22 protein-coding genes are annotated in these 18,848 nt (G+C 34.9%); 7 read left to right on the top strand and 15 right to left on the bottom strand.

Features of this window, described 5'->3' with window-relative positions; genetic code table 11:
• Position 1: 1 nt before the first annotated feature.
• Positions 2-319 carry a DUF3796 domain-containing protein gene (locus ACFSTA_RS00510; RefSeq protein WP_377554401.1) on the bottom strand — a complete coding sequence of 106 codons (318 nt, stop codon included), beginning with the start codon at positions 317-319 and terminating at the stop codon, positions 2-4.
• Positions 312-521: a helix-turn-helix transcriptional regulator gene (locus ACFSTA_RS00515; RefSeq protein ID WP_377554403.1), complete on the bottom strand. Its 210-nt coding sequence runs from the start codon at positions 519-521 to the stop codon at positions 312-314. Before ACFSTA_RS00515 ends, ACFSTA_RS00510 begins: the two co-directional genes overlap by 8 nt.
• Before the next feature lie 498 nt (positions 522-1,019).
• On the opposite strand from ACFSTA_RS00515, the gene ACFSTA_RS00520 reads away from it, so the two are divergent.
• Entirely contained in the window at positions 1,020-1,205 is a 186-nt protein-coding gene (locus ACFSTA_RS00520; protein ID WP_377554404.1) for a YhzD family protein, read from the top strand.
• Between the two features lie 77 nt (positions 1,206-1,282).
• Here ACFSTA_RS00520 and ACFSTA_RS00525 read toward each other — a convergent pair whose 3' ends face one another.
• Together ACFSTA_RS00525 and ACFSTA_RS00530 are read right to left on the bottom strand one after the other, a co-directional pair.
• On the bottom strand, positions 1,283-2,053 hold the full coding sequence (locus ACFSTA_RS00525) for an enoyl-CoA hydratase-related protein (protein ID WP_377554406.1): 771 nt from the start codon (positions 2,051-2,053) through the stop codon (positions 1,283-1,285).
• Between the two features lie 118 nt (positions 2,054-2,171).
• Positions 2,172-2,531, bottom strand: a complete 360-nt coding sequence (locus ACFSTA_RS00530; RefSeq protein WP_377554408.1) for a YlbF family regulator — start codon at positions 2,529-2,531, stop codon at positions 2,172-2,174.
• A gap of 217 nt (positions 2,532-2,748) precedes the next feature.
• Here ACFSTA_RS00530 and ACFSTA_RS00535 point away from each other — a divergent pair, with 217 nt between their 5' ends.
• Both ACFSTA_RS00535 and ACFSTA_RS00540 read left to right on the top strand, forming a co-directional pair.
• Positions 2,749-3,633, top strand: a complete 885-nt coding sequence (locus ACFSTA_RS00535; RefSeq protein WP_377554410.1) for a PucR family transcriptional regulator — start codon at positions 2,749-2,751, stop codon at positions 3,631-3,633.
• A 121-nt stretch (positions 3,634-3,754) separates the two neighbouring features.
• Positions 3,755-4,852 (top strand): ABC transporter ATP-binding protein, encoded by a 1,098-nt coding sequence (locus ACFSTA_RS00540; protein WP_377554412.1) that lies wholly within the window; start codon positions 3,755-3,757, stop codon positions 4,850-4,852.
• A 207-nt stretch (positions 4,853-5,059) separates the two neighbouring features.
• Here ACFSTA_RS00540 and ACFSTA_RS00545 read toward each other — a convergent pair whose 3' ends face one another.
• Entirely contained in the window at positions 5,060-5,260 is a 201-nt protein-coding gene (locus tag ACFSTA_RS00545; RefSeq protein WP_377554414.1) for a small, acid-soluble spore protein, alpha/beta type, read from the bottom strand.
• 143 nt (positions 5,261-5,403) lie between these two features.
• Positions 5,404-6,789 (bottom strand): class II fumarate hydratase, encoded by a 1,386-nt coding sequence (fumC, locus tag ACFSTA_RS00550; RefSeq protein ID WP_377554415.1) that lies wholly within the window; start codon positions 6,787-6,789, stop codon positions 5,404-5,406.
• Positions 6,790-7,064: 275 nt separating this feature from the next.
• Here fumC and ACFSTA_RS00555 point away from each other — a divergent pair, with 275 nt between their 5' ends.
• On the top strand, positions 7,065-7,976 hold the full coding sequence (locus tag ACFSTA_RS00555; protein WP_377554417.1) for a zinc dependent phospholipase C family protein: 912 nt from the start codon (positions 7,065-7,067) through the stop codon (positions 7,974-7,976).
• Positions 7,977-8,114: 138 nt separating this feature from the next.
• On the opposite strand, the gene ACFSTA_RS00560 is transcribed toward ACFSTA_RS00555, so the two are convergent.
• The 3 genes from ACFSTA_RS00560 to ACFSTA_RS00570 form a co-directional block, all read right to left on the bottom strand.
• Complete coding sequence (locus ACFSTA_RS00560) at positions 8,115-9,401, bottom strand: MFS transporter (RefSeq protein ID WP_377554419.1); 1,287 nt, start codon at positions 9,399-9,401, stop codon at positions 8,115-8,117.
• A 128-nt stretch (positions 9,402-9,529) separates the two neighbouring features.
• Positions 9,530-10,990 (bottom strand): methyl-accepting chemotaxis protein, encoded by a 1,461-nt coding sequence (locus ACFSTA_RS00565; protein WP_377554420.1) that lies wholly within the window; start codon positions 10,988-10,990, stop codon positions 9,530-9,532.
• A gap of 82 nt (positions 10,991-11,072) precedes the next feature.
• Positions 11,073-11,306: a hypothetical protein gene (locus ACFSTA_RS00570; protein ID WP_377554421.1), complete on the bottom strand. Its 234-nt coding sequence runs from the start codon at positions 11,304-11,306 to the stop codon at positions 11,073-11,075.
• Between the two features lie 233 nt (positions 11,307-11,539).
• Here ACFSTA_RS00570 and ACFSTA_RS00575 point away from each other — a divergent pair, with 233 nt between their 5' ends.
• Positions 11,540-12,418, top strand: coding sequence for a cation diffusion facilitator family transporter (locus tag ACFSTA_RS00575; RefSeq protein WP_377554423.1), 879 nt, complete (start codon positions 11,540-11,542; stop codon positions 12,416-12,418).
• An 86-nt stretch (positions 12,419-12,504) separates the two neighbouring features.
• Here ACFSTA_RS00575 and ACFSTA_RS00580 read toward each other — a convergent pair whose 3' ends face one another.
• From ACFSTA_RS00580 to ACFSTA_RS00590, 3 genes are read right to left on the bottom strand one after another with little or no spacing between them, the layout of a single operon-like run.
• Positions 12,505-13,479 carry an ABC transporter permease gene (locus ACFSTA_RS00580; RefSeq protein WP_377554940.1) on the bottom strand — a complete coding sequence of 325 codons (975 nt, stop codon included), beginning with the start codon at positions 13,477-13,479 and terminating at the stop codon, positions 12,505-12,507.
• A gap of 28 nt (positions 13,480-13,507) precedes the next feature.
• Positions 13,508-14,473, bottom strand: a complete 966-nt coding sequence (locus ACFSTA_RS00585; RefSeq protein ID WP_377554425.1) for an ABC transporter ATP-binding protein — start codon at positions 14,471-14,473, stop codon at positions 13,508-13,510.
• 3 nt (positions 14,474-14,476) lie between these two features.
• Positions 14,477-15,625 carry a COG1470 family protein gene (locus ACFSTA_RS00590; protein WP_377554427.1) on the bottom strand — a complete coding sequence of 383 codons (1,149 nt, stop codon included), beginning with the start codon at positions 15,623-15,625 and terminating at the stop codon, positions 14,477-14,479.
• Positions 15,626-15,771: 146 nt separating this feature from the next.
• Between ACFSTA_RS00590 and ACFSTA_RS00595 the strand changes: the two genes are divergently transcribed.
• On the top strand, positions 15,772-16,341 hold the full coding sequence (locus ACFSTA_RS00595; protein WP_377554429.1) for an RNA polymerase sigma factor: 570 nt from the start codon (positions 15,772-15,774) through the stop codon (positions 16,339-16,341).
• A 5-nt stretch (positions 16,342-16,346) separates the two neighbouring features.
• Positions 16,347-17,066 (top strand): anti-sigma factor domain-containing protein, encoded by a 720-nt coding sequence (locus ACFSTA_RS00600; RefSeq protein ID WP_377554431.1) that lies wholly within the window; start codon positions 16,347-16,349, stop codon positions 17,064-17,066.
• Between the two features lie 34 nt (positions 17,067-17,100).
• On the opposite strand, the gene ACFSTA_RS00605 is transcribed toward ACFSTA_RS00600, so the two are convergent.
• From ACFSTA_RS00605 to ACFSTA_RS00615, 3 genes are read right to left on the bottom strand one after another with little or no spacing between them, the layout of a single operon-like run.
• Positions 17,101-17,640, bottom strand: a complete 540-nt coding sequence (locus ACFSTA_RS00605; RefSeq protein WP_377554433.1) for a GNAT family N-acetyltransferase — start codon at positions 17,638-17,640, stop codon at positions 17,101-17,103.
• A gap of 59 nt (positions 17,641-17,699) precedes the next feature.
• The gene (locus ACFSTA_RS00610) at positions 17,700-17,999 is read right to left on the bottom strand and encodes an AzlD domain-containing protein (RefSeq protein ID WP_377554435.1); all 300 of its coding nucleotides are present in this window, start codon (positions 17,997-17,999) and stop codon (positions 17,700-17,702) included.
• A complete protein-coding gene (locus ACFSTA_RS00615) occupies positions 17,996-18,727 on the bottom strand; it encodes an AzlC family ABC transporter permease (protein ID WP_377554437.1) in 732 nt (243 codons plus the stop codon). The genes ACFSTA_RS00610 and ACFSTA_RS00615 overlap by 4 nt, the downstream gene beginning before the upstream one ends.
• Positions 18,728-18,848: the final 121 nt, after the last annotated feature.

Consider the following 18,848-nt stretch of genomic DNA (forward strand, 5'->3'; position numbering starts at 1 on the left):
TTCACTCCTCTTTTGAATTATAATAAGCAGCACATATACCATAGATCACACAATGGAGAATATATAATACCGTTATTAGAAAAAAACTAAATGAAATTCCGTCAAACATAATAATGATCGGCCATGCAACCAACATGACAACAAGCATGATATCCCAAGTTCTCCCCTTTGCCCTATTATTCACTTGGTAATATCGTTCATCATAGCGAAAATTTTTCTTGCCCAATCGGCGTTGTATAAAAAATAACAAAATCATGAACGCATAATTGCCGAGTAGAATCAAAATTACCCAAGGGTCTTGTAAAAATGCTTCACTCAATATTTTCATCCCCTTCAAAAACAAATAAATCTTCAATAGAACAGTTAAAAATTTGCGAGAGTTTATGTGCTAACACAAGAGAGGGTTTGTATTTTCCTTTTTCTAAAGAAATAATCGTTTGACGTGAAACCTTTAATACTTTGGATAATTCCTCCTGCGTCATGTTCATCTCATTACGTTTTTCACGAATTAACGTTTTCATTTTATCTCCCACTTCTCACGTAAAGTCAACTTCACGTAAAGCTTACATTACTTTCGGGATAATGTCAAGCCAACTTTACTCAAATAGAAACTATTTTTATAAAGTTCTTCCCGCATTGTTTGATACTATTTACATTGAATATGCAGCAACTTAAAAAGATGGCGCACTTCAGAATAAAGTGCCATTCGGTTGTTCATAGCAGTAATGAAAGCCCGAATGAAAGGAATATAGTGTCAAACGGTCGTTCATAGCAGTAATGAAAGCCCGAATGAAAAGAATAGAGTGTCAAACGGTCGTTCATAGCTGTTATGAAAGCCCGAATGGAGAACAGAAAATAACAAATGGTTCCCGTCAAAGTTACTTCGCATTTTACATCAATTACGAATAACTATATTTCTTAAAAGTACCATGATTTTAGAAAACAACCTTTAATAAGAAGGATTTTTACAATAGAGGTAGAATATTGTATATAAGAATGACTTCAAGGAGGGAAACATATTGCGCACGTACGTATTAACCGTATTTAGTAATACTGGTGAAAAACTATTGGATGAATCATTTGAAGCTAATAATGATCAAGAAGCAAAACAAGTTGGAACAGTTAAACTAGATGAAAGTGGATATAGCGAATACACCCATCGTTGTGTATCTCCAGAAGCAAAATTAGTATTGTTTCACCGGTAAGGTGTATTGTCTTAATTATGAAAGAATTAATAGGAAAACGAACTTGGAGGTTTTATCTTCAAGTTCGTTTCCCCTAATTATTCCCCTGTAAAATTCGGTTTTCTCTTTTCCAAAAATGCTTGAACACCTTCCTGATGATCAGCAGTATTTCGTAATTCCCATTGATTGTTTTGTTCTTCTTTCAAGTAATATTCTAATGAAGCTCTATTTTTATTATGATAGATCATTTTTGTCTTAAGCATTGCAACGGTTGGTGAAGATAATACTTTTTTACCAATCCTTGATGCTTCCACTATGACTTTTTCATTAGTCAGTACATCTACTAGTCCCATACTTTTCGCCTCGACACCTTGAACCTGTTGCATTCCCCATGTAAACTGTTTTGCAGCCTGTGCACCTAAGCGTTGTTCTAACCAGAAATGCCCTCCACCATCTGGTGCTAAGCCTACACCAATGAATAACATGCCAAACTTTGATTCCTTTTGGCCAATGACATAGTCAGCAGTTAAAGCTAAACTTAAACCTAATCCTGCTGCAGAACCTTGTACAGCGGAAACAACGATTTTAGGCATCATGTATAACTTCAATACAATCGTACTAATTGTGTGCATGACTTCATCAAAAAACTCCTTATTGGCGAAGTCCTTCATCATAGAAATATCACCGCCAGCACAAAATGCATTTCCATTTCCCGCTAATACGACAACATGATCTTCGTTTTTTTCTACCTTATCAAGAACATGCAATAATTCTTCAAGCATCTCTTTGTTCAAGGCATTATAGCGATCTGGTCGGTTCAAATAAATAAATGAAATATTGTCCTTACGTTCATATATCACTGTAGACATTCGATATCATCCCCCTATTCTCTCCTTATATTAATTCGCTATCTTCTTCTACATTCCTGCATATTTAGAATTAAAAAAACCTGCAAAAATTATTTTTGCAGGTTTTATGTAGGTTCTACTATTCTGTTGGCTCTTCTTGTGCACCATAAAGTTCTTCTAATGGCTTTGTAATAATACGGCTAATATCATTAATTACCATGTTCAAACGTTGTTCTTGCTCCATTAATTTTGAAATATCTGCATGCTGCTGTACTACTTCTACAACTTGACGTGCTTTCTCAACTTCCTCTTCCGTGATTTCTTCACCTTGCATTTGTTTTTGTTGTAATTCCATTTGAGTATCACGGAAATTTTCAAACATTTGTTTTGCAGAAGGATCGTTCATTACTGCTTCAAAAGCTGACTTTAATCCTTGAAACTCCTCACTTTCGCGAACAGCCTTTTCCAAGTCATAAGCACTATCATACATATTTGGCATGTTATTGCCTCCTTTGATTATTTACTAAAGTATCTAAAAGAAAAATCGTTCACCAACTGTGTTTTTCTCATACTTTAATCATTCTTGATAAAGTGTAACAAACGAAATGGTTCATGTATAGTGATTCGAAAATACATGACAAATACAAAATTATTTTTTCCCTATTCATACACTGCTATAATTAAAATAAGTCCCAATAGAAAAGAGGATTTTTCCAATGATTGAACAGCTAAAAAAAATATTTCCATCTATTATAATTACTACTAATATTGAACAAAACCTTGATATGCAATATGAATGGTATCTAAGCAAAACAAAAGAATTAATCGGTATTCATAAAAGTGAGCTAACAAATAAAGAAAAAAAATTACTAGCTACCTTTTTGCATCCGTATAGTATTACATTTCCACTTCCAACAGAAAAAGAAAAAATTTGGGAAGATAGAATCCATCAAAAAAACCATTCAAAGCTTGAAGAAAATATCAGGTATCGATTCGTCTATTTTTCCATTGCTAATAATCAAATAGACCCGAAATCTTTTAAAGAAGCAATTAATGAATTATTTCATGCACAAGTTTCTGTTATTTGGGATAATCAACGTGAAGGAATCATTATCGAAGAAACAACTTCAGATAGGGACGAGGAGATATCTTATGAAGAAATCATAGATATATTAATGAGTGACTTATATGTCAAAATAAATGTATTAGTAGGTCCATTTCAGGAAGACTTATATCATATTAATGATCATTATCACAATATATTAAAAAGTGCCAGAGTCTCTTTTACCTACACAGATCGAAATGTCATTTCCTATGTAGAAGCGATTCCACACATACTTATTAACCAAGTAGATGTAGCATTTAAGCGAGAAATATCAGCAACTGTTCTAAAAGAGTTCGCAACTGACCAAGACATCATTCAAACGATAGAAGTATTTCTAGAGAGTAATTTAAATATTTCAGTCGCTGCGAAAAAATTATACATGCATCGCAATAGCCTACAATATCGGTTAGATAAATTCTATGAAAGTACGGGAATCGATGTAAGGGATTTCCACCAAGCATTACCAGTTTACTTGGCTTTACTAGCAAATCAGTAAACGTCTTTGTAAAGGTGCACAAAGAGTAAACACTTCTTTGTGCACCTTTACTATTTACGGACAACCTGCATCTAGCTATACTAAATATATATAAAACGCTTACATTTCAGGGGGAATAAAAATGGCAGAATTAAGATTAGAACATATTCAAAAGAAATATGACAAAGAAGTAGTTGCAGTTAATGATTTTAACCTTCATATTCAAGATAAAGAGTTTATCGTATTTGTCGGACCATCAGGTTGTGGTAAATCGACAACTTTACGTATGATTGCAGGTCTAGAAGAAATTACAGACGGTGGATTATTCATTGATGATAAAAAAATGAACGATGTGGCTCCAAAAGATCGTGACATAGCGATGGTATTCCAAAACTATGCATTATACCCACATATGAATGTATACGATAACATGGCATTTGGTTTAAAGCTTCGTAAATTCAAAAAAGATGAAATTGAAAAACGTGTACAAAATGCTGCGAAAATTTTAGGATTAGAAGCATATTTGGACCGTAAACCGAAAGCACTTTCCGGTGGACAACGTCAGCGTGTCGCATTAGGACGTGCAATTGTTCGTGATGCAAAAGTATTCTTAATGGATGAACCATTATCAAACTTGGACGCTAAGCTACGTGTACAAATGCGTGCTGAAATTCAAAAATTACACCAACGTTTACAAACAACTACAATTTACGTTACACATGACCAAACAGAAGCAATGACTATGGCAACACGTTTAGTTGTAATGAAAGATGGTATCATTCAACAAGTTGGTGCACCAAAAGATGTATATGACAGTCCTGAGAATGTTTTCGTAGGTGGATTTATCGGATCACCTTCTATGAACTTCTTAAATGGTAAATTAACAGAAACTCATTTTGAAATGGAAAATGTGAAGATAAAAGTTCCTGAAGGAAAAATGAAAACGCTTCGTGAACAAGGATATGTTAATAAAGAAGTTTTACTTGGAATTCGTCCAGAAGACATACATGATGAGCCGGTATTTATTGATTCAACTCCTGAAACAAAAATCACTGCGCAAATCGATGTCGCAGAATTAATGGGTGCAGAATCTTTCCTTTACTCAAAAATAAATGATCAAGATTTCATTGCACGCGTTGACTCTCGTTCTGATGTACACGGTGGAGACAAAATTGACATGGCGCTCGACATGAATAAGTGTCACTTCTTTGATGCAGAAACCGAACTACGTATTCGATAAAATAAGATAGATAAAAGGGGGATTCCTTAAAATAGGATCCCCCTTTTTATATTACCTATAATAATTGCATTTTTTTTTCGAACTTCGAATCATTCTTATAATATAGTAAATACTACCATTAATATGAACTTCCTTTTTCTAAGAAAAAGGGAAAGCCATTATGACTTTCCCTTTTATTTGTAAGGGGTTATACCCCCGAGGCCATAGTTATTGAGATTGTCCATTTAATTGTTGTTGAGCTGTTTGCACTAGACGTTTAGTGATTTCTCCACCAACTGAACCGTTAGCACGAGAAGTTGTATCAGCTCCTAGGTTAACTCCAAATTCAGTAGCGATTTCATATTTCATTTGATCAAGAGCTTGTTGTACACCAGGTACAAGTAATTGGTTGTTGTTGTTATTAGCCATGTTTATCACCTCCTGTACTAACTATTGTGAGCAGAACCGCGAAACTTATCACAAATATTTGTTGGTAATTTGTTCTTGTTTTACTACAACATAGAAAAAGCCTGCTTTGTACACCATTCGTACAAAACAGGCTTGATTATAGTTTATTTCGGATGTGTCATCTCTTTTGGATTTACATACTTATCAAACTCTTCTTCTGTTAAAAGTCCAAGTTCAACAGCAGTTTCTTTAAGTGTTGCATTATCATGGAAAGCTTTTTTTGCTATTTTAGCAGCATTTTCATATCCAATATGTGGATTCAATGCTGTTACTAGCATTAAGGAGTCATTTAAATATTTTTCAATTTGTTCATGATTTGGTTCCATACCTTGTGCGCAACGCTCATCAAATGAAAGCATACTATCAGCTAATAATTGACATGATTGCAAGAAGTTATAAGCTATAACAGGTTTAAACACATTTAATTCAAAGTTTCCTTGACTAGCTGCAAAACCTATTGTCGCGTCATTTCCCATCACTTGTGCAACAACCATTGTAACTGCTTCACTTTGTGTAGGGTTTACTTTACCAGGCATGATGGAACTTCCTGGTTCATTTGCTGGAATGGCTATTTCTCCAATACCACAACGAGGTCCGCTAGCTAACCAACGAACATCATTGGCAATTTTCATAAGATCAGCTGCTAATGCCTTCAGTGCACCATGTGCATATACTGTCTCATCATGACTTGTCAAGGCATGAAATTTATTTGGTGCAGAAATAAATTCTTTTCCAGTATCATTACTTATTGCATGACAGACACGTTCAGAGAACTCGGGATGCGCATTTAAACCTGTTCCCACTGCAGTACCACCAATAGCTAGTTCTTTCAGATATTCTAGGCTTTGACTAATCATCGTCTCTGATTTTTCTAGCATGCGATGCCAGCCACTGATTTCTTGCCCAAGTGTTAATGGTGTAGCATCCTGTAGATGGGTACGACCGATTTTAACAATATCATGATATGCATCCATTTTAACTTTTAATGTATTCTTTAATGTACGTAATGCAGGTAAAACCACATCCTCTAATTTTAAAACGGATGCAATATGCATGGCAGTTGGATAAGTATCATTTGAGCTTTGGGATTTATTTACATCATCATTTGGATGTAATGTAAGCTCACTTCCTTGCTCTTGTAACCATTTATTTCCTACAAAAGCGATAACTTCATTTACGTTCATATTAGATTGTGTTCCACTTCCTGTTTGCCAAACTACTAATGGGAAGTGATCATTTAATTGATCATTTATTACCTGGGTAGCTGCGTATTCAATTGCTTCTGCTTTTTTTGGTTCCATTAATCCTAAATCACTATTTGCTTTCGCTGCATTCTTCTTCAGAATTGCAAACGCTTTTATTATTTCGTTAGGCATTTTTTCATTTCCGATTGGAAAGTTCTGCTTACTACGCTGTGTTTGTGCTCCCCATGATTTATCTGCGGGTACTTTTACTTCACCTAATGTATCTCGTTCAATACGAAAATCCATATGTATTCCTCCCAATGTCTATACTTTTTTAAACCCTCTACTATTGTACCAAATTTTGAGCAATATTTAATCATATTCTGTCTATGTGGTCACAAAAAATCAATTATTTCATCAAAATCACTGTAAGTCACAAAATTGTCTTTATTTTTCACACCCTATTTGTCATAATTTGTTTTATACTAGTAATAGTGTTTTTTTAATACTCATATTTAAATTATTCATAGAAGCATATGCCATGATGAAATTTTCGCTGGTTGTTGTAAGGAGGATTATAAATGCCTAATATATGGACACATATGCTCTTCTGCGAAGATGTAGTTGATTCTATCGGAAAACCAAATCCATTTCCTACATATGAACGATATATGAATCTAGGATCACAGGGACCTGACCCCTTTTTCTATCATAATTTTTGGCCATGGGTTGAGGATGATCCGATACAAAATATAGGTTCTCTCATTCATCGAAAACAATGCGGTTCATTTTTAATGGATTTGATAGTTGAAGCAAAAAATGCTAGTGATGAGGTACGTGCTTATGTATTTGGATTTGTAACACATCATATTTTAGATAGAAATACCCATCCTTATATCCATTATCGTGCAGGATACAAAGGTAACAAACATCAAAAATTAGAAGTACTTATCGATACATTGATGATGGAACGTTATAAAAATTTTAAAACCTGGAAACTTCCTGTCTATAAAGAAATTAACGTTGGAGATACTTTTCATGAGGAAATTAAGCAACTACTTCATGATAATATTCAAAAGCATTATTCTAGCTTTGATCAAGATACAACTCATTATATTGAAAAAGCTTATCGTGACATGAAACTCGCATTACGAATTTTAGCTGATCCGCTTGGATGGAAAAATGTATTTTTTAAACCGTTAGTTTCATCATTTTCACATCGCCCTATTGACAACAATGTTGATTATCTTAACCTTGACGGAAGCACTTGGTATCACCCGGCAACAAATGAACCTAGTACCAAAAGCTTTATCGACCTCTATGAACAAGGACGTATCGAAGCAATTGAAATAGCTACTTCTATTTTAAAATACTGGAATAATGAAGGGATTTCTGAAGGCTATCTACGTGGATTAATTGGTGATGTTTCCTATGATACTGGAAAACCGTTGGAATTGGAGTTAGAAAATAAATATAGTGATCCAATCGTGTAGAAAGATAATTTACATGACGAGTTCTATTCCGCGGTAAAAAACGAATTGGACATTAGAAATTACGAGATATAATAACAAAATCGTACAGTGAATTCACTGTACGATTTGTCATATGTGTCCTGTTTTTCATTCTTCAACCTATCTTGGTGTAACTGTAGACATTCTTTTTGCATCTTTGATACCTTTATCTACATTTACTAAGCTTATTAGAATTATACCGACGATGAAGAAGAATACTAGCGACAAGATTCCTAATCGACTGTTTCCAGTTAATTGTCCCACTAATCCAAAGATAAATGGACCGAAAATGGCAGCAAACTTGGATGAAATGCCATAAAAACCGAAGAATTCCCCTTGTTTACCAGCAGGTACCATCTTTCCAAAAATCGATCTACTCAAGGATTGTGCACCACCTTGAACGAGTCCAACACAAATGGCTAATAAATAAAAGTGTAAAGCAGAAGACATAAAATAACCTAAAATAACAATTCCTAGGTATACGATTAATGATGCAATTAGTGCTTTCTTAGCAGTAATTTTGGTAGCTAACCACCCGAAAAAGAACGTACATGGTATCCCAACAAATTGGGTGATTAATAATGCGATAATAAGAGAATTTTGATCAATACCAATTTCACTTCCATAGATGGTAGCCATCCGAATAATTGTAGATATTCCATCATTATACATCCAAAATGCTAATAGGAAGATTAATAATTGCTTGTACTGCCTAATTTCTCTGAACGTGTTACTTACTCTAGAAAAACCTATTCGAATGTAAGATTTGTCACGCTTTACATGCATTCTTTTTTCATCTTTTATATTTTTAAACAATGGAATGGAAAAAACGAACCACCATATACCAACTGTAACAAAAGATACTTGGCTAGCAACCGTAGTATTCGGTAACCCGAACCAACTAGGATTTAAAATCATTAAAACATTGATTAGGAGTAGTAGTCCTCCCCCAATATATCCATAAGCAAAACCAGTAGAAGATACTTTATCCATGTCCTTTTCATCGGCTACTTCTGGTAGGAAAGCATCATAAAATATATTAGCACCCGAGAAACCGATAGAACCGACTATAAAAAGAATAGATGCAAAAATGTATTGCCCTTCACCAACAAAAGCTAATAAAATACTTGCAATAATACCCATGAAAGCGAAAAAACGTAAAAATTTCTTTTTAGCTGCCGAGTAATCACTTATCGCACCTAGTATTGGTGCTAAAATAGCGACGATGAATACAGCAATCGAATTGGAATAGCCCCAATAACTCGTAGCTAGACCTTCATCTAATCCTTTAGCGGCAACACTTGAATAATATATAGGGAGTATAGCAGCAAGAATTGTTGTTGCAAATGCGGAATTCCCAAAATCATAAAGTGCCCAACTAAGTTGTGCTTTCTTATTTTTATTCAATTTCGATCAACACCCCTCTCTCCTTCTATGCTACCAGTTCTTTTTTTTCTGAACTTATAATTATTGTAAATATTTATTAACAAATAACTCCTTTTCACAGAAATCACTTGCACATGATAAGTCATTCTTTATGCTTTTTCGAGTGTTGCCGCAACTTGATTTGTTTCCTCAATTGCTATTGCTAAATTGCCCATACGATTCGCTTGCTCATCTACCATAGCCTCTAATTCTTCAATAGTCGCAGTTGTTTCTTCGATAACAGAAGCCAAATCATCTACTGATTTATCAATCGTCTCAGATGACTGGTGTATTTCTATTGCTTGTGTTTTTAAATATTGGAGGTATTTAATAAAATTAATCAACTGCTCGGTAATTTTCTCAAAATTAATCTGTGCCTCTTGTGTGTTAGAAGCACTTTCTTGTAGCTGTGATTTATTGGCATGCACTTCTTGTTGGGCTGCTTTTGCATCATGTTCAACCATTGCCAGATTTTCACTTATTTGTTTCGCTGTTTGTTGAGACACTTCCGCTAATTTTCTTACTTCTCCAGCAACGACTGCAAATCCTTTACCAGATTCACCTGCACGTGCTGCTTCAATACTCGCATTTAGAGCTAATAAATTTGTTTGTTCCGCTATATCTTGAATTTTTGCTGCAAAGGAATTATTCTCCTGGATTTTTTGTACTAGACTTTCCATATTAATAGTTAGTTGTTCAAAGGATTGCTGGAAACCAATTATCGTCTCAGACAGGGTTACCATCGATTGCTTACCTTCTGAAGATAAATCAATTAATTCTTCTCCATCTTTTGTACTTCTCGTAAAGGAGGTCATCATTTTTTCAAGCAATTGCATTGTTGCGTTCGTCGTTGTGGAAATTGTAGCAGCTGTTTCGGATTGTTTTTGACTTGATTTCGTAATTTCTAGAAACCCTTCCCTCATTTCTTGCATCACTTGTACATTCAAATTACTATCCTTTTCTATAATGTTCATTTGGGATAAGACATTTTTGGCACCAGATTGTACGATTTGAGCTTGGTTCCTTTGCTCCGTCGATGCTGCTTCACTCTCAGCCAAAACAACCTGCATGTCGGTTAGAAAATTCCGGGCAACCTTCACTTGAATGAATAAGACGATGAAAACTAAAATAAAAAAAACTAGTGTAATAGCTGTGGCTCTGAAATCAAACCCTATAATAGGTCCCTTCGAAATAACAAAATACGTTAATAACGCTAACCCAAAACTACCCCCAGTAACTAAAACTGCCCGTGACAATGAAACGGCCGCCACAGCTAAGACATAAAAAGTAAATAACATATTCGTAACATAATCAGAACTTATCATGATAATAAAGGCAACACCTGTCAATCCAATGACAGAAATATATGGAATGATACTACTATATAGTTGCTTGTACTGAAAAAGACCAATCAATAAAACACAAAATCCTCCACCAATCCCTAGAGCCAACATATTCTCCGTAGGTGCACCCACTACAAATTCTGCACCTATGCCTAGAACAAAGGAAAATAAAAGTATGTAAAATAATATTCCATTTTGTCTTTTTTGAATAGCTTCATCTAGTTTCATAAAGTCCTCCCTTTCTTTTATTCATTAAAAGAGCCTCACCAAACCAGGCAAGGCTCAACAAAGATGTATTACGGTGTTTTCTTTATTCCCAAATATAATCCAAGTATGCTTTACGTAATTCTGAAAACGCTTCTTTATTTCCTTTTTCAATGGAGCTATTAAGTTTTGCTTCTAATTGTGCTTTATTCCAATTAAAGCATATTTCATCCAATAATAATCTTGCCGTTAATTTTATTTCATAAGGAATTTCTCTTCTCGCTTGAAGGACTTTTCCATCATAAGGATGATAACGGAAAATAACTTTTTCCTTTTTCATGGGAACACGCCCCTTTGCTCCTTTACTCTATTATCCTAAATTTTATGAATAATTGCAATGGAAATTTTAATTAATTTCCGTACATAGGCTTGGACTTTATTGGTGTGTTTTTTCCTTTCTGAAACTTTATTTGGACTAGCTAATTGTTATAACTTAACGCTTGAATTTTTCTCTAGACTCAGTCAATACTACTCTGGTAGACTGTTATAATCACCGACCTTGGAGGAAATTCCATGAATCATAGCGATAATCTAAAAAAGGGAGAAAAAGGAGCTTGGATTAGTATTTTTGCTTACCTTTTTCTTGCAATTACGAAACTAATCATTGCATACACCGGTAATTCCGAGGCATTACGTGCAGATGGATTAAACAACGCAACCGATGTTATTGCTTCTATAGCAATATTGGTTGGATTAAAAATATCGAGAAAACCTCCTGATGAAGATCATCATTATGGACATTATCGTGCCGAAACAATTGCCTCTCTACTTGCAGCCTTTATTATGATATCAATCGGTCTACAAGTTATCATTGATACATTCCAAAAGATTTTTGAGCAACAACACACCGAACCGAGTATGTTAACTGCATGGGTTGCATTAGGGGCAGCCTTTGTGATGTTTTTTGTTTACCGTTATAATCTTTCACTAAGTCGTAAAATAAATAGTAGCGCCATCTATGCAGCATCACAAGATAACCGATCTGATGCTCTCGTTAGTATTGGTGCATTCATTGGAATTGTAGGAGCACAGCTTGGACTTTATTGGCTAGATCCATTAGCAGGCTTTCTAGTTGGAATTATTATTTGTAAAACGGCATGGGAAATTTTCAAAGACTCTACACATACATTAACCGATGGATTCGATGAAAAACAGATTATGAAAATCAAGAAAAGTATTGCTAAAACACCGCAAGTAAAGAAAGTTGAAGATGTAAAAGGGAGGATACATGGGAATCAACAATTTATTGAAGTAACTATTTTGGTAGACCCACTTCTAAATGTAAAAGAAAGTCATGATATCACGGTTAGTATTGAAGATTTATTAGCCGAAAAACACGGTATTACATATGCCCATATTCATATCGAGCCATATAAGGATGAAGTGAAATAAAATGAGAACACCAACGTTAAGCTCGGTCATATATATAACCTATAAAAAGCAAGCGCTCTACGATGAGCGCTTGCTTTTTTTTGAGATTAATTCGTTCGAATTTCCTGGCGCATAAACAAGACGTAGGAAACTGCAAAACATATCATCGTCGCTGCCATTAGTCCAGTTAATTGGGGCCAGATTAATAAAATACTTTGCCCAAATGGCAATGGTCCTGCAACTGCTCCAACAGTTTGTTCCATTGTAAGTGGACCTAGCGTGCGAACGGACGGAGATAGTAACGTAGTCGTCGATTCGGAAAATAAATAATTTGGTGAAAGTCGCATGAAATTTAGTATGGTACCCTGCTTACTTATTGCTTCGTCTACATTTGTCATTGATTCTGGCTTTAGATATCCCTTACTAATAAAATCAATTACCATATTGTAAAATATACTAAAAAATATCCACACAGCAATACTTGATAACGCTGATGTAGCTGCTTGCTTAAAGCGAACGGAGAATAAGATCCCGAGATTTAACCAAAAAGCAATATACACAATGCATAAACATAAGAAACAAATAATTCTAAGGAATTCTTCTAAAGTTGGCGGAATACCAATAATTAATATTCCAAGTGCCATATTAAGAAATCCGAGTGCAAAAAATAGAACCGTACTTACTAATAAAGCAGCTATAAACTTTGCATTAATCACATAATCTCTTGGAACCGGCTGTGACATTAATCGTGTTAATGTACCTTTATTCCGTTCAGCATTAATAGCATCAAAACCCAAAGCAATTCCTAATAATGGGCCAAGGAACGATATAAATGTTATAAAAGGTGGTAGACTACCATCAGACGTTGTAAATAACTTTAGAAATAAATAAGAGTCTTTTGCAATCTCTCTAGCCTCTTCAGATTGTGATATCGAATCCTTTATTGTAGTAATTGCAGTATATAGTGACCCTAAACATGTTAGACCAATAATCAGTAGTAAAATAATGATCCGCCAGCTTTTGATGAAATCGGTAAATTCCTTTCGAACAATAACTAAAAATACAGGAAGGTTTTTATCCATCTTTTCTCTCTCTGTTCGTGGTTCATCTTCACGAAATTTTGGTAGTTTCATCTATTTCACGCCCTTCGAAATAGAGATGATATATTTCATCCAAACCATAGCTTTTATTAGAAAGTGCTAATAGATTAGCTTTATGATTAACTATTTCGTTAGCTATCAATGGTGTTATGTCTGTTTGACAATACATTTCTATTGCTGTTTCACTTATTTCTTTCATATTCGTAACGCCTTCTAGGCATTTTAAATTTGTCTTTAGCTCACTACTAATAGGATCAGCTTCCACGTGTACCACAAAAGCTTGGTTACCAAACAGTTGGTTTGCCAGTTCTTTCACATTTCCCTGTGCTAGCAATTGTCCATTAACAAAAATACCTACACGATCACAAATTTGTTGGACCTGATGAAGATGATGTGAAGATAATAATACAGTAATATTATTTTCTTCGTTTAATTGTTTAATAAGTTTCAATAATTCTTGCACACCTTTTGGATCAATCCCTAACGTAGGTTCATCCAAAATAATAATTTCTGGTTCCTTAATTAATACATCTGCAAGACCCAGTCGTTGTTTCATACCACGGGAGTATTTCCCTACTTTCTTATTCAGAGCTTCTCCAAGGCCAACCTGTTTTAATAAATGGTGCGATCTTTTTAACGCTTCTTTTCTAGGAATTTCATTTAATGATGCTGTATATAACAGATTTTCTAATCCTGTCATGTTTTGATAAAATCCTAAATCATCTGGTAAGTATCCGACTCGCTTTTTCACTTCTATCGGATTGCTTGTAGAGTTAATTCCACATACTTGGAGATTACCACTTGTTGGTTCAATCAAGCCTAAAAGCATAAATATCGTTGTTGATTTTCCTGCACCATTTGGGCCAAGTAAGCCGAAGATTTCCCCCTTTTTTATGGAGAGTGATAACCGATCAACTGCTGGCTCGTTATCATATATTTTAGTTAACTCTTCTATCTTAATAATTGCCTCGCTCACTGATTATCTCCTCCCATATTTTCTATATATCAGATACAAAACACCGATTACGGCAATAATAATAGCTACTCCAACTAACCCCCACAATGTAGAAGTTTTTACAGACATACGAAATGTTGCATAAGAAGTAGCCTCAGGTGTTTGGGCTGTAAATGTTGTTACATAATCACCAGCAATAGAATTATTTGGTGCAGAAAGTGTCGCCTTTACTGTTGCCTTTTCACCAGCTTGTAAAGTCGGTATTGTATCTTTATCAAACTCAGTTTCCCAATCTGGTGGTGTTGTTGCTTTTAGATCTATTTCTGTCAAATCCGTTGTTCCAGTATTTTCAATAACCAATTCAATGTTCTTTTTTCCACCAGAGGTAATATCGTCGCTTAATTTTCCATCAGGTGTTGTTAATGCAATTCCATACGTCCCTGTTATGACTGCTTCAATCTCTAAGTTACTCGATGTTGCTCCAGATGCAGCCGTTATAGGAATTGTATACGTCTCTGCCTTCGCATTTTCTGCTGGGGTAACTTTCACTTCTATATTTTTTTCTTCACTAGGTTCGAGTGTAACCGAGGTAACACCTTTTCCATCTGCCGTAAATTGTACATTCCATCCTTTGGGTGCTTTTGCACCTAAAGCATAATGCTGTTGTTCGGCTGTCTGATTTTTTAAGGTCGCATTATAACTGAATTCAGAATCAGAATGACCTTGCATGTTTCGCTGCTCCATAGAAAAGTTAGTTTTAAAGGTCCCTTCTTCAGACACGTTAACTAGAAAAGGCAAGGTTTCCTCATTTTCTCCATTTCCATTAGCTACTAAATTAAATTGGTATTCCCCTTTGTCCACTTTTAACGGCACAGTAACAACTACTCTAATATCTTCTTCACTACCTGGACGAATAGATAGTTGCTGTAAATTTGTTCCATTTGCAGAAATTGAATAATCCCATTCATCTGGTAGTCCTTGCATGTCAAATGTTACATTTTCTATTGAATTCCCATTGTTAATAATATCAACTGTATACTCAATATCTTCACCTGGAGTTACAGAAAGACCTGTATAAGGAGTATATACTGTTACATCAGCATGTGAAGTATTGGTATGAGTCAATAACCCTCCAAAGACAACCAAAATGATTAAAAATAACCTTTTTTTCATATACAAATCCTCCTCCATTTTATTACATTCAAAAATGATACGAAAAAGTTGAAAAAATGGATTTATTTTTTTAATATTTTTTTAAGTAAATTTTAAAATTAATAAAAAGCACGTAATATGAATACTACGAAAAAGGGGGAAGAAGAATGGATAAGCAACAAGAGGAAGATGTCAGGCTGTTACAATTGATTGCAAAAGGTTCACAATCTGCCTTTAATCAATTTTACGAAGCACATATCTCCTTTGTTTTACACGTTGCAATAAGCGTATTAGCAGATCGTTCTGAAGCAGAAGATACTTGTCATGACATTTTTTTAGAAGTGTTTCAAAAACCATTACAATATCAATCTCATCGTGGGAGTGTTAAAGCATGGCTTGCTGTAAAGACGAGAAGCCGTTGTATTGATAGACTGAGAAAACGGAAGCCGGTGCTAACGCATAAATTGGAGCAACTGCAAACAATAGAAGCTGTCCAGACTGAAATCGATGTTTTGTCGCAAATAGAAAGTAAGATTTTATTTGATGCACTAAAACAATTGCCCAAAAAACAACAAGAAGTGATATATGGCGCTTATTATGAAGGGAAAACTCAGGCAGAATTAGCAAAAAAATTCAACAAACCACTTGGTTCTATAAAATCTTCCATTCGATATGGAATACGAAATCTACGGAAGCAAAAGACACTATTACAATGGGCAAAAACGGAGAAGGAGTGAATTTAATGAAGCATATTAAAGAAGAAAGAATTGTTGATTATGCTTTAAATAAACTTTCTCATGACCAAGCACAAGAAATAGAAAACCATTTGTTTTCCTGTGAAAAATGTCAACAATCGTTGGAACATTGGAAACAACTTTTATTACCAGATCAAATCGAAAGTCCATCTCCTGATCTAAAAACGAGACTTAATCATTCGATTTCTAAGTTACAAAGTAAAAAGCGCGTGAGATTTCCGAGGAAAATTAGTTTTGTTATGGTTAGCCTTGCTGTACTCTTCCTGTTAGTGGTCAGTTTGCCCAAAATACAACAGGGGAATGAAGCTAGCGTAAAGAAATCCAATAATTACATTACAGTACAACATGATCCAACCTCTGAGGAAAAATTCATGCAAAAACCTGATACAAACCGTTTAGACATTATCCCTGCAACTATAAATAAAAATGTGCAAAGTGATGTTTGGTTAAACGAAGTGACAAATGAAATGGTTCTTCTTGTAGATGGTTTAGACCCATTATCTTCACAAGATTATCAACTATGGTTCATCCATCAAAATGATGATTGGTATGGAGAGTTATTACAAATTCGGGATGGGTCTGCATCTATCTACTATAAAGGTCCAGATATTCATCAACTGAAGCATATTAAAGTAAGCATTGAGCCACTGGGTGGAAGTTCAACTCCAACTGGTCCAGAAACATTTTATTTGGATTTAAACTACTAACAGGGACGGATGCCAACACATCCGTCCCCCTTTTTTAATCTAATCGTTGTAATAAATCATCAATACTCTGCCAGCCATAAGCCGTTTCTTGATAAGTTCCTTCCCCTATCGTTACTTTTTCGGTACCAATTGGCTTTGCTTCATAACGCTCATAAAACCTACTTGATGGGTTTTGCGTAATTACCCACACGAGGATAGATTGATATCCAAGTGTTTTCATTTGTTCGGCAAATACTTTTAGCAGCCTTGCTCCTAATCCCTGTTTTTGATACTCTTCTAACAAATAAATGGTATGGATTTCTCCATCAAAATGATTAAAATTCTTTGTTCTTTCGGGTCCTCCAGATACAAAACCTACAATCTTATCATCTTGATTTCGTTGAATGATATAGGTACATTGGCCCTGCTTCTGTATTTTTAATATGGTTTCCCATAATGTTTTTCGATTTTCATACGTAATATTGGATAAGTCTTTTTCATCTAGTAATTCTTTATATGTACTTTTCCAACTACTAACATGTACATTAGCTATTTGATCTGCGTCTCCCAAATTACCCTTTCGAATTGTGAACAATTGGTTCTCCTCCATTTTCCAGTAAAGTGTCTGGCCATGAAACTCCCCCTCCTATTCTACTATATCACGGCAGTAAGTAGGAAAACAGTAGCGATTGCACACGTAACTACTAAAATAACATTTAATCCGATATATGCTAATCCGATTGCAACTAAACCACCAATTAGGCCAATATGTGGTTCATCTTCTTTTACAGTTAATATTCCTGGAAATATTAGTGCTCCTAATGCAGCATAAGGAATTGCATTCAACCATCGATTTACCCAATCACGAAATTGTAATTTATCGACAATGAACGCAGGAAGTAGCCTTGGCAACATCGTAACAAGGGACATACCAATAATGATGAGTAGAATCAATTTTCATCTTCCTCCTTCAATAAAAATATTCCACTAAATCCACCGACGACCGTGCCTATTACGATTGCCCAACCAGCACTCATGAATTGCACACAAATAAAATTGATTAACATGGCAATAAGCGCAATTAATCCTACCCGTAATTCTTTTTTTACCGATGGGATTAATAAACCAATGAACATAGCATATAATGCAATTCCCATACTTTGACTTAATGTTTCAGGTATAACATCCCCAAGTACTCCTCCTAAAAAAGAACCAACGACCCAGGAAGCATATGCTGTTAAAATTAATGCGGTATAAAATAATGGCCCCTTATCCATTTTTGCTTCTTTCGTATGTAAGGAAGATACTGCAAAGGTCTCATCCGTTAATCCTAATGAAAGAGGTGCTTTCCAATTCAATCCTATTCCTCTAAGTCGATTCATAAAGGAAAGACTCATAACAAAATGGCGGAAATTGAGGACGAAAGTAGCAATAATAATCTCCAGCGCCCCTGCACCAACAGCAATCATATTTGCCCCCATAAATTGGCTCGCTCCTGCAAAAACCATTACACTCATTAATGTTAATTCCGTTAATGTCATACCAGCCTGTTTTGCTAATACACCATATGTAACTGCTATCGGTAAATAACCAAGCATGATCGGAAAACCGACAGTAAATCCTCGTTTAATCATTAGCATAGATTGTGATGTTTGGTGTTTTTCCGTATCAATTTTCTCCATCGCAGCTTCCCCTTTAAATTGATTGAAAATGTTCTAATAATTATAACTGATTTTTCGAAACTGAAAAAGAATTTGACCCTTTATTTTTCAAAAATAGAGGATACGTTATTATCGTTAGTAA

Source organism: Ornithinibacillus salinisoli (genome assembly GCF_042684965.1).
GTDB classification, from domain to species: domain Bacteria; phylum Bacillota; class Bacilli; order Bacillales; family Amphibacillaceae; genus Ornithinibacillus; species Ornithinibacillus salinisoli.

Excerpts from the sequence above, each read along its gene's own strand:
- ACFSTA_RS00525 (WP_377554406.1), bottom strand. The coding sequence starts at position 2,053 with ATGTCTACAGTGATATATGAACGTAAGGACAATATTTCATTTATTTAT.
- ACFSTA_RS00615 (WP_377554437.1), bottom strand. The coding sequence starts at position 18,727 with ATGGAGAAAATTGATACGGAAAAACACCAAACATCACAATCTATGCTA.
- ACFSTA_RS00540 (WP_377554412.1), top strand. The coding sequence starts at position 3,755 with ATGGCAGAATTAAGATTAGAACATATTCAAAAGAAATATGACAAAGAA.
- ACFSTA_RS00545 (WP_377554414.1), bottom strand. The coding sequence starts at position 5,260 with ATGGCTAATAACAACAACAACCAATTACTTGTACCTGGTGTACAACAA.
- ACFSTA_RS00535 (WP_377554410.1), top strand. The coding sequence starts at position 2,749 with ATGATTGAACAGCTAAAAAAAATATTTCCATCTATTATAATTACTACT.
- ACFSTA_RS00570 (WP_377554421.1), bottom strand. The coding sequence starts at position 11,306 with ATGAAAAAGGAAAAAGTTATTTTCCGTTATCATCCTTATGATGGAAAA.
- ACFSTA_RS00565 (WP_377554420.1), bottom strand. The coding sequence starts at position 10,990 with ATGAAACTAGATGAAGCTATTCAAAAAAGACAAAATGGAATATTATTT.
- ACFSTA_RS00575 (WP_377554423.1), top strand. The coding sequence starts at position 11,540 with ATGAATCATAGCGATAATCTAAAAAAGGGAGAAAAAGGAGCTTGGATT.
- ACFSTA_RS00555 (WP_377554417.1), top strand. The coding sequence starts at position 7,065 with ATGCCTAATATATGGACACATATGCTCTTCTGCGAAGATGTAGTTGAT.
- fumC (WP_377554415.1), bottom strand. The coding sequence starts at position 6,789 with ATGGATTTTCGTATTGAACGAGATACATTAGGTGAAGTAAAAGTACCC.
- ACFSTA_RS00595 (WP_377554429.1), top strand. The coding sequence starts at position 15,772 with ATGGATAAGCAACAAGAGGAAGATGTCAGGCTGTTACAATTGATTGCA.
- ACFSTA_RS00590 (WP_377554427.1), bottom strand. The coding sequence starts at position 15,625 with ATGAAAAAAAGGTTATTTTTAATCATTTTGGTTGTCTTTGGAGGGTTA.
- ACFSTA_RS00580 (WP_377554940.1), bottom strand. The coding sequence starts at position 13,479 with ATGGATAAAAACCTTCCTGTATTTTTAGTTATTGTTCGAAAGGAATTT.
- ACFSTA_RS00530 (WP_377554408.1), bottom strand. The coding sequence starts at position 2,531 with ATGCCAAATATGTATGATAGTGCTTATGACTTGGAAAAGGCTGTTCGC.
- ACFSTA_RS00600 (WP_377554431.1), top strand. The coding sequence starts at position 16,347 with ATGAAGCATATTAAAGAAGAAAGAATTGTTGATTATGCTTTAAATAAA.
- ACFSTA_RS00515 (WP_377554403.1), bottom strand. The coding sequence starts at position 521 with ATGAAAACGTTAATTCGTGAAAAACGTAATGAGATGAACATGACGCAG.